This is a genomic window from Nocardiopsis listeri NBRC 13360, from assembly GCF_001570765.1.
GTDB classification, from domain to species: Bacteria; Actinomycetota; Actinomycetes; order Streptosporangiales; family Streptosporangiaceae; genus Nocardiopsis; species Nocardiopsis listeri.
Map to the genome: position 1 here is coordinate 52,158 of NZ_BCSH01000052.1, position 8,671 is coordinate 60,828.

Annotated in this window: 11 protein-coding genes; 4 read left to right on the forward strand and 7 right to left on the reverse strand. The window is 68.3% G+C overall.

What is annotated here, in order from left to right; all coding sequences use genetic code 11:
- Positions 1-3: 3 nt before the first annotated feature.
- The 5 genes from NLI01S_RS17035 to fbaA all read right to left on the reverse strand — a co-directional run bounded on the left by NLI01S_RS17035 (position 4) and on the right by fbaA (position 4,471).
- The gene (locus NLI01S_RS17035) at positions 4-663 is read right to left on the reverse strand and encodes a hypothetical protein (protein ID WP_223809280.1); all 660 of its coding nucleotides are present in this window, start codon (positions 661-663) and stop codon (positions 4-6) included.
- The gene (locus NLI01S_RS17040; RefSeq protein WP_157091062.1) at positions 651-1,967 is read right to left on the reverse strand and encodes an ABC transporter permease; all 1,317 of its coding nucleotides are present in this window, start codon (positions 1,965-1,967) and stop codon (positions 651-653) included. Before NLI01S_RS17040 ends, NLI01S_RS17035 begins: the two co-directional genes overlap by 13 nt.
- A complete protein-coding gene (locus tag NLI01S_RS17045; RefSeq protein WP_067605716.1) occupies positions 1,964-2,725 on the reverse strand; it encodes an ABC transporter ATP-binding protein in 762 nt (253 codons plus the stop codon). The genes NLI01S_RS17040 and NLI01S_RS17045 overlap by 4 nt, the downstream gene beginning before the upstream one ends.
- Positions 2,726-2,776: 51 nt before the next feature.
- On the reverse strand, positions 2,777-3,193 hold the full coding sequence (locus tag NLI01S_RS17050) for a hypothetical protein (protein WP_067605677.1): 417 nt from the start codon (positions 3,191-3,193) through the stop codon (positions 2,777-2,779).
- A 255-nt stretch (positions 3,194-3,448) separates the two neighbouring features.
- Positions 3,449-4,471, reverse strand: a complete 1,023-nt coding sequence (gene fbaA / locus NLI01S_RS17055) for a class II fructose-bisphosphate aldolase (RefSeq protein WP_067605680.1) — start codon at positions 4,469-4,471, stop codon at positions 3,449-3,451.
- Between the two features lie 413 nt (positions 4,472-4,884).
- Between fbaA and NLI01S_RS17060 the strand changes: the two genes are divergently transcribed.
- Positions 4,885-5,268, forward strand: coding sequence for a RodZ domain-containing protein (locus tag NLI01S_RS17060; protein ID WP_067605683.1), 384 nt, complete (start codon positions 4,885-4,887; stop codon positions 5,266-5,268).
- A gap of 92 nt (positions 5,269-5,360) precedes the next feature.
- Here NLI01S_RS17060 and pyrE read toward each other — a convergent pair whose 3' ends face one another.
- Positions 5,361-5,894, reverse strand: a complete 534-nt coding sequence (gene pyrE, locus NLI01S_RS17065) for an orotate phosphoribosyltransferase (protein WP_067605686.1) — start codon at positions 5,892-5,894, stop codon at positions 5,361-5,363.
- A gap of 67 nt (positions 5,895-5,961) precedes the next feature.
- On the opposite strand from pyrE, the gene cutA reads away from it, so the two are divergent.
- The 3 genes from cutA to NLI01S_RS17080 are packed head-to-tail and all read left to right on the forward strand — an operon-like array spanning position 5,962 to position 7,588.
- Positions 5,962-6,303: a divalent-cation tolerance protein CutA gene (gene cutA, locus NLI01S_RS17070; RefSeq protein WP_067605689.1), complete on the forward strand. Its 342-nt coding sequence runs from the start codon at positions 5,962-5,964 to the stop codon at positions 6,301-6,303.
- Positions 6,300-6,881, forward strand: coding sequence for a hypothetical protein (locus tag NLI01S_RS17075; RefSeq protein ID WP_067605692.1), 582 nt, complete (start codon positions 6,300-6,302; stop codon positions 6,879-6,881). Before cutA ends, NLI01S_RS17075 begins: the two co-directional genes overlap by 4 nt.
- 50 nt (positions 6,882-6,931) lie before the next feature.
- The gene (locus NLI01S_RS17080; protein WP_067605694.1) at positions 6,932-7,588 is read left to right on the forward strand and encodes a GNAT family N-acetyltransferase; all 657 of its coding nucleotides are present in this window, start codon (positions 6,932-6,934) and stop codon (positions 7,586-7,588) included.
- A 402-nt stretch (positions 7,589-7,990) separates the two neighbouring features.
- Here NLI01S_RS17080 and NLI01S_RS26455 read toward each other — a convergent pair.
- The coding region (locus tag NLI01S_RS26455; RefSeq protein WP_223809281.1) for a hypothetical protein at positions 7,991-8,671 on the reverse strand (681 nt) is incomplete at its 5' end.

Sequence of the window (8,671 nt, forward strand, 5' to 3'; positions counted from 1 at the left end):
AGGTCAGTTCGAGTCCGCTCCCCGCCACCGAGCCCGAGCGGTGGAGCCGTGCGTCACCGCGTGCGCGGCCACCGCGGCCAAGGCGAGGCCGACCGCCAGCGCCGGAACGGTCGCCCCGGGTAGGAGGTCCGGGGCCCGCCAACCGTCGGAACCCACGTACGCGTACGGGCTCACCCGGTACAGGCCGGGAACCATGTTGCAGGCCGCCGCTCCCAGGAGGATCCCGGCGAGAACGAGCAGCCCGGAGGGCACCGCGTTCAGGAAGGGCGCCAGCAGGTACACGGCCGAGACCGCCAGCAGGACGTTCGTGACCAGTAACCACGAGTTCTGGGCATCCGCCGTGGTCGACAGCAGCGCCGGCGCCACGGTCGTGGACAGCAGTACGCCGAGCGCGGCCACCGCGGCCGCCCTGACCCGCGTCCGGGCCCCGCCCAGACGTTCCCACTCCCATAGACGAGGGCGGTTCGCCCGCACGCCCGCCGTGGCCGCGCACACGCACAACAGTTCGGCGATGGGGATCCGTTGTTCCTCGTTGGGCCAGTCGAACACCGCGATCGGAACCACGGCCCCGGTCAGGGCCAGCCCGAGCACCGTGGCCACGACGGCCGAGACCAGTGCGACGAGCATCGGAACCAGGGAAGGGCGTAGCGCTATGGCCACCACGGCAGTTCCTCCGGTTCCACCTCACACGCGGACAGACGCTCCCCGCTCCGGGCGATCCACGCACGGACCTCGTCGGGGTCGGCGTCGGCGAACAGGCCGTCCTCGGAGGTCTCGCCCTCGAACGCCCGCGAAGCGAGCCAGGACTGAAGGCCCGTTATCACGGCCGCCCTCCGTTCTCGGGCCTGCGCGTTCCGGTCCATGGCGGCCACACCCTCGGAACCGCACACGAACAGGTCCGGTACCAGCCACGCGGCCGCGTCCCCGGGCACCTGTTGGTACGGATCCCAACCTGGATGGACGCGCATCCAGAGCACCCCGTGAGCGGGACCGTCGAGTACTTCGCTGTCCCCGGTGGCCAGACCGTGGTCGCGAACCTCGTTCGGGAGGGCGTCGGCCTGCCCATGGGCGGCGAAGACCGGGGCGGCCAGGTCGATGATCAGGGCGAGTTCGTCCGCGTGCCCCTCGTGTACGCAGTAGCGGATCCCGTCGTGCTCCGAGCAGACCTCGTCTCCGTCGTGGGCGTAGGTCAGGAGCGGGAACGTGTACAGGTGAGGCAGGAGCGCGGCCGAGGCCAGGAGCACGACCCCCGACATGTGCGGGACCGAGAACCGCCGGGGGACACGTAGGAACCAGGCGGCCGTCCACGCCGCGATGGTCACCGTCAGAAGGAAGAACCCCAGTCGGTAGGAACCGAGCGGAACGCTCTCCCGCATGCCCACGAAGGGCACGAGCGGGAGCTGGAGGGACGTCGCCGTCCAGGGGTCGGCGACCATCGGTAGGGCGGTGAGCACGAAGACCGTGGCGATCGCCACGGGGACGCCGAACAGCCCGCGCGCGAACAGCCCGCACAGGTAGCCGAGCAGGGTGAGCGCCACGAAACCCGCCAGGGCGCCCAGCACCGGTATGGGGTCCACCACGCCCGCACCATGCGTGGCGACCGCGACGGTCAGCGGGATCAGTCCCACGAGGTAGGCACCCAGGCACCAACCGGTGACCGGCAGCGCGTGCCGCAGTGGGACATCCCGTCCCATGCGGGGCTGCCAGGGTTGGGCGAAGACCAGGCTCGCCCGGGTGAACCGGGCCGCCACCAGGGCCGCGGTCCCGGCCGCCACCACGACCGGCAGCCGGGCCTGGGCCCCCACCTGACCGGAGAGGTACACCCAGTCCAGGGCTCTCCAGGAGAGTGGGCTCCAGGTCCCGGCGAGGGTCAGGGCGAGGATCAGGCCGGCCGGGGCCAGGCACAGGAGCGGTGGGAGCGGCCAGAAGAGCGCGGACGCCTTCACCCGGCCCCGGAGCGTGGTCACGGACCCTCCCCGACCCGCTCGATCAGCCGGTCGTACGCCCGCTCGAACTCGGAGCCGTAGGGGCTTCCCCCGGAACCGTCCTCGATGAGCGCCTTCAACTCCGGGAAGGTGCCCTGGAACTCGATCCGTCCGCCCGCGAGTACCCCGACGCGGGAGCACAGGTGTGCGACGTCCTCGATGAGATGCGTGGAGACCAGTACGGTCCGTTCCTCGCCCAACCCGGCGACGACCTCGCGCACGCGGAGCCGTTGTCCGGGGTCGAGCCCGGCCGTGGGCTCGTCCAGGACCAGGACCCGAGGATCGTGGGCCAGTGCCGCGGCGATGCCGACGCGCTGACGCTGACCACCGGAAAGGGTGCGTGTGGGTCGGTCGGCGAGGGCGGACAGGTCGACGGACTCCAGCGCCCGTAGCGCCGCCGGCCCGCACTCGCGCCGATCCAGTCCGTGCACCCATGCCGCGTACGCGACCGTGTCCGCCACGGTCAGCTCACCGGCCAGGGAGAAACGCTGGGGTACGAACCCCAGTGTTCGACGGGCCCGGGACCGGCCGACCGTGGTGGACAGGTCCTGTTCCCCGATGAAGAGGTGTCCCTTGCGCACGGGGAGCAACGTCACGATGAGCGATAGCAGGGTGGTCTTGCCCGCCCCGTTCGGTCCGAGGAGCCCGGTGACACCGGGCTCCAGGGTCCAGGTCAGGTCGTTCAGGACCTTCTGGCGACCTCGATAGCCGAAGTCCAGTCCCTCAAGGGTGACCCGCATGGGTCCGTCCATTTCCATTCGTGAGGAGAGGGAACCTGAAACGAATTCCGGTCAGCACCTGTTGACCCTTCCGGACGACAGTTTGTTGCCGCTCGAACTCCTGGCCTCGGTGAAGTAGGTGCCGTTGCCGTCGCAGCCGCCCGATGCGGTGAGAGAGCCGTTGGAGAATCCGGTCCGGCTCGTCTCGGCCACGACCTTGTCGGGCCAGGCGGGGCGGTGCTTGCGTACCTGGACGGTCAGGGTCACGGTGCCACCACAACCGGCCCGGGATCCGCTTCCGGAGATGGTGCCACCCGAAACGCGGGGATTGTCGGCGCCCAGGCCACAGGCCGCCGCCGTTCGTTCCATCGCGCTTTCGCCCGGAGAGGAGGCCCAGGCGGTTCCGGCCACCGATGACCCGATGAGCACGGAACCGATCACGAGTGCGCCGATGGCGGCGATGCGTATCCCACGGTCACTGTCTTTCACATTTCCTCATTCCGCGCAGGGGAGGCGTGATGGTGGAATCCCCGAAACCCTATCGGGCGTAACCGTACGTTCGGGATCAGTGGCGGATCGCTGTGCCTTTTGTGTCGATGCGCGGTGAAATGCGGTGTCGGATTCTCCGTGCCGGGAATTCCAGGTCCGGGTCTCGGAGCGGTACGGAAAAGCCGGTGCCCGGTGACCGTTGTCGGTCACCGGGCACCGGTACGGGTCGCCGACGGGGCGGCGCCGTGGGGGGTACTACTTCATCTTGTTGCCGGCGGACTTCAAGTGCTGGGCCGCCTGGACGACGCGCTCGGCCATGCCGGCCTCGGCGACCTTGCCGTAGGCGCGGGGGTCGTAGAGCTTCTTGCTGCCGATCTCACCGTCGATCTTGAGCACACCGTCGTAGTTCTTCATGATGTGGTCGACGACCGGTCGGGTGTAGGCGTACTGCGTGTCGGTGTCGATGTTCATCTTCACCACGCCGTAGCCGATCGCCTCGTGGATCTCCTCCAGGGTGGAGCCGGAACCACCGTGGAACACGAAGTCGAAGGCGTTGGCCTTGCCGTGCGCGGCGGCGACGGCCTCCTGGGCGTTCTTCAGCACCTCGGGGCGCAGCTTCACGAAGCCCGGCTTGTAGGCGCCGTGCACGTTGCCGAAGGTCAGGGCGGTCATGTAGTAGCCCTTCTCGCCCAGGCCCAGGACCTCGGCGGTGCGCAGGGCGTCCTCCGGGGTGCTGTAGAGCTTCTCGTTGATCTCGCCGACGATGCCGTCCTCCTCACCACCGACGACCCCGACCTCGATCTCCAGGATGATGCGGGCCTCCTTGGCGGAGGCGAGCAGCTCATCGGCGATCTGGAGGTTCTCCTCCAGTTCGACCGCGGAACCGTCCCACATGTGCGACTGGAACAGCGGCTCTTCGCCCTTGGCCACGCGTTCCTTGGAGATCTCCAGCAGCGGACGGACGAAGCCGTCGAGCTTGTTCTTGGGGCAGTGGTCGGTGTGCAGGGCGATGTTCACCGGGTACTTCTCGGCGACGACGCGGGCGAACTCGGCGAAGGCGACCGAGCCGGTGACCATGTCCTTGACCGAGGCACCGGAGAGGAACTCGGCGCCTCCGGTGGAAATCTGGACGATGCCGTCGCTCTCCGCCTCGGCGAAGCCGCGCAGGGCGGCGTGCAGCGTCTGGCTGGAGGTCACGTTGATGGCCGGGTAGGCGAAGCCCTCGGACTTCGCGCGGCTCAGCATCTCGGTGTAGACCTCGGGGCTGGCGATGGGCATGGCTTGACTCTCCCTGGTTCGGCCTGGAGCGAGCGTCCGCCGGTGCCGTACTGCGCGTGCCGGCGGGACCCCACATGCGGTGCCCGGTGGAAGCCCGTCCGTCGGGGTGGCCCATGGGTCGTGCCGTGCGTGCGGGCGTCCACCAGGTGTCGTCACAAGTATCTCGAATCCCCGGAGCCGTTGAAAAGGTCTAGACCAAAACGCTCCGAGGCGTCGGCGTACCCGCAGCTTACGGGGGACGAACGGCGCTCGTCAGGAGGGGTGTGAGGGAAGTACGGATTACATCCCGTTTTGGGGTTCCATGTGAGCAAGCAGGAGCTTCGAGACGACTGCTGTCGCTTTTTGCCGTGATACGCGCTACATTCGTCGCCGTGGGAAGGCATAGGAATGATCCGCGAGGCGCCGGCCAGGTGATGGCCATCGTCGGAGCCGTCCTGCTATTGGTCACTCTTGTGGCCCTCGGCGGGTACTTCTTGTACCGATCGCTGCCCGGAACGGGTGCGGGCGTCAGCGCCAACGCCTCCGAGGCCGCGGCCGAGCCGGTGGACTCCAGCGACATGGGCGCTCTGTACATACGTGTGGTGGGCGAGTCCAGCGACGTGTTCGTCCGGGTACCCGGCGGCGACGTGCTCATGGACCAGGAACTACAGCAGGGCAACTCCGTGCACTACACGGAGAACGCACAAGGCCTCGAGGTCAGCATCGGAGACCCGAGCGCCGTCGAGGTCTACGTCAACGGCGTCGAACAGGACGTCTCCGACAAGGACCCCGACCACAGCTTCACCCTGACCCCCTGATTCGCCCCCAGACCCCCGATACCCTGAGCCCCGAGCACGCGATCCCTTCGAGGGCTCCGGGGCGGGGCCGGTCGAGACCCCGCCCGCCGAGGTCACACGTCCAGGTCGGACACCTCGAAGACGGGCCGGTACTCCAGACCCTCCTCCTCCAGGCGGGCACGCGCGCCACGGTCCACGATCAGCGCGACCGCCACCACCTCGGCCCCGGCCTCCCGCAAGGCCTCCACCGCGGTCAGCACCGAACCGCCGGTCGTGGAGGTGTCCTCCAACGCCAGCACTCGACGCCCCGCGACGTCGGGGCCCTCGATCCGACGCTGTAGACCATGTGCCTTGCCCGCCTTGCGCACCACGAAGGCGTCCAGCCTGCGCCCCCGCGCGTGCGCGGCGTGCACCATGGCGGTGGCCACCGGATCCGCGCCCAGGGTCAGACCGCCCACCGCGTCGAACTCCAGGTCCGCGACGGTGTCCAGCAGGACCGAACCGACAAGCGGCGCGGCCTCCCCGTCCAGGGTGATCCGGCGCAGGTCGACGTAGTAGTCGGCCTCCTTACCGGAGGAGAGGGTCACCTTGCCGCGCACGACCGCCTTATCGTTGATCTGGCGCAGGAGTTCATCACGTTCGCTCATGATCAGTGAGCCTAGAACACCCGGTGGGGGCCCGCGGAACCGGTATCCCACCTCGAAGGAGGCGACCTTGTCCGAGAGTACGGACGTCGTGAGGGTGGAGACCACCGTCGATGCTCGAGAGGGGGCCGAACGGTTGGCCGGTTCGGTCGTCGAACACCACCTGGCGGCGTGCGCGCAGGTGGGTGGACCCATCCGTAGTTTCTACCGCTGGGAGAACGCGGTGCGATCCGACGAGGAGTGGATGGTCGTGATCAAGACCACCGCCGACCGCCTGGACGACCTGGTCGCCCACCTGGTGGAGGCGCACCCCTACGACGTGCCCGAGATCGTCGCCGTGCCGGTCACCGGTGGAAACCCCGAGTACCTGTCCTGGGTGCGGGACGAGACCCGCGGGAGTGGCGACGCGTGATCGCCGTCCTCCTGCCCCCCACCCTCGGAGTGCCCTTCATCCTGCCCGGAGCGGAGAAGGCCCTCGTCGACACCGGACACCACCCGGTCCTGCCGGAGGTGATCGGCGACGACGCCCCACCGCACGGCGCCCGCTACGTGGCCCTCGCCAGCCTGGAGATCAACCGCCTGGTCGCCACGGAAGCGCCCATCGTCCTGGTGGCCCAGGGCGACACGGGTCCACTACTCGGTGCGGTGGGGGCCGCCCAGCGCGCAGCCCACCGTCCGGTCCTGGGCTACGTGCTGGTGGACGCTCCACTGCCACGCCCCGGAAGCCCCACACGCGCGGAGATCGCGCGTACCCAGGGGCTGGCCGACCTGCCCGTCCCGGACGAGGAACCCGGCACCTATCGGAGCGAGCACCTGCCCACCGTCCCGGATTGGCCGGACGCGCCCTGTGGATACCTGCTGACCGACCCCGCCTACGCCCATCCGGCGCATCTGGCCGGCATGCGCGGGTGGCAGGTCCAAGACGCGACGGCCGCCCCGGAAACGGCCGCCGAGGCGCTGGCGGAGCTCGTCGCCGAACTCTTGCGCTGAGCGGACAAAACCAGGTGACAGAGTGTGTCGGCGGCAGCAGAATTCCGGACATGATCGCCGACCACTTTCCCCCGATGGGGATACGCCTGACCACGCCCCGACTCACCTTGCGGATGCCGACCGACTCCGACCTCGTGGCGCTGGCCGAGGCCGCCGTGGCCGGTGTGCACGACCCGGACACCATGCCGTTCATCTTCCCCTGGACCGACCAGCCTCCGAAGCGGTTGGCCCAGGGCGTGATCCAGCACAACTGGCGGACCCTGGGGTCCTGGACACCCGAGTCGTGGTGCTTCAACGGGATCGTCGAGTTCGAGGGCCGGGTGGTCGGTATCCAGGACATGAGGGCCAGGGACTTCGCGACCCTGCGCCAGGTGGGCACCGGTTCGTGGCTGACCCGGAGCGCGCAGGGCCGTGGGATCGGTACCGAGATGCGCGCCGCCGTCCTGCACCTGGCGTTCGAGGGGCTCGACGCGCTGGACGCGACCACGGGCATGTTCGAGACGTCCCTGGCGTCCCAGGGCGTCACCCGAAAGCTGGGGTATCGGCCGGACGGCGTCCACTACGTCCAGGTGCGCGGTGAGCGGGTCCGGGAACTGCGGTACCGGTTGACCAGGCAGGACTGGGAGAAGCACCGGACGGTCCCGGTCGAGGTCGAGGGTTTGGAGCCCGCGCTGGCCCACTTCGGGCTGGGCGACCCGCCCGACTGACTTCACCCCCGTGTCTGGTGAAGGCGGTAGGGCGCGTGCTTTCCTTGACGGGTGCTCGCGCACGAGGCCGGACCGAACGGGGAGGCATGCGATGAACGACCACGTGCACGGAGGGTTCGTGCCGGGAGTTGCCTTCGGCATCCCGGCGGCCCCGTACGCGGTCACCCGGCCCGGGCCCCGTCAGCCCACCGCGCCCAACCACGCGCCGGGAAGCCCGAACGAACCGCTCTGGCCTCAGCCCGTTCCCCGGCCCATGCCCCGGAGACCCACCCGAGGTCCCCTCGCGGCCGACGCCTACGCTGATGCCTTCCTCAACGGAAGACCCCACCCGTACGCCGCCCCGCGTCACCCGGTGCGCCCGCGTTCGAGCCACCGATAGGCCCTCCCGGATACGGGCGAGGATCAGTCCTGCTCGGCTTCGCGGAGCTTTTCCCGGAGCCAGTCGGGGATGTGCTCGGGGTCCCGAGGAAATCGTTGAAGGTCGTTGTAATAGTCTATGGGGCTTGGCATTGGAGGCTCGGTCAGGGCCTCCTGGTCATAATTGAAATCGGTAGAGTAGGAAGCCGGTGGGGTGATATGATAGGTGGCTGAAAACCATGTTCCCTTGTCTGGTCTGCACATGGCATTTCGCAAGGATTCAAACTGCATGCTGAGTTTAGCTGAGATCCAAAAATGGTCTTTGGAGCCATTTGGCGTTATGGCGTAATTCCATATTTCTCCGAAGTGATCAATGAAGGCCGCAGTGCACTCGATCCTTTGCCACCCTTCGGGGGCAAACTCAAGAAGTATCTGACCAATCCTGTTGAGATGCAGGATCTCATCGGTTTTGTCCATGGATCTCTCCTCGAAGAGACGTTTTCGGAGGGCGTCGCCGGGTGCCATGGTCCCGGAACGCAAGAGTGTTCGACCGGTGTTCGGTTTGCTGGGGACGGGATCAGCCCTGATCGAGGAGGACGGTTGGACGAGGCGGGCGGCGTCGACGTGGGGGACTCTTGTGCTCAGTTCCATCATCGGGTCGGTCCCTAGCCCAAGTAGCCCATGAGTCCCTGGAAACGTCGCCATAGTTCCCGTGGTTCCCCTTCT

Excerpts from the sequence above, each read along its gene's own strand:
- NLI01S_RS17045 (WP_067605716.1), bottom strand. The coding sequence starts at position 2,725 with ATGCGGGTCACCCTTGAGGGACTGGACTTCGGCTATCGAGGTCGCCAG.
- pyrE (WP_067605686.1), bottom strand. The coding sequence starts at position 5,894 with ATGAGCGAACGTGATGAACTCCTGCGCCAGATCAACGATAAGGCGGTC.
- fbaA (WP_067605680.1), bottom strand. The coding sequence starts at position 4,471 with ATGCCCATCGCCAGCCCCGAGGTCTACACCGAGATGCTGAGCCGCGCG.
- NLI01S_RS17060 (WP_067605683.1), top strand. The coding sequence starts at position 4,885 with ATGGCCATCGTCGGAGCCGTCCTGCTATTGGTCACTCTTGTGGCCCTC.
- NLI01S_RS17080 (WP_067605694.1), top strand. The coding sequence starts at position 6,932 with ATGATCGCCGACCACTTTCCCCCGATGGGGATACGCCTGACCACGCCC.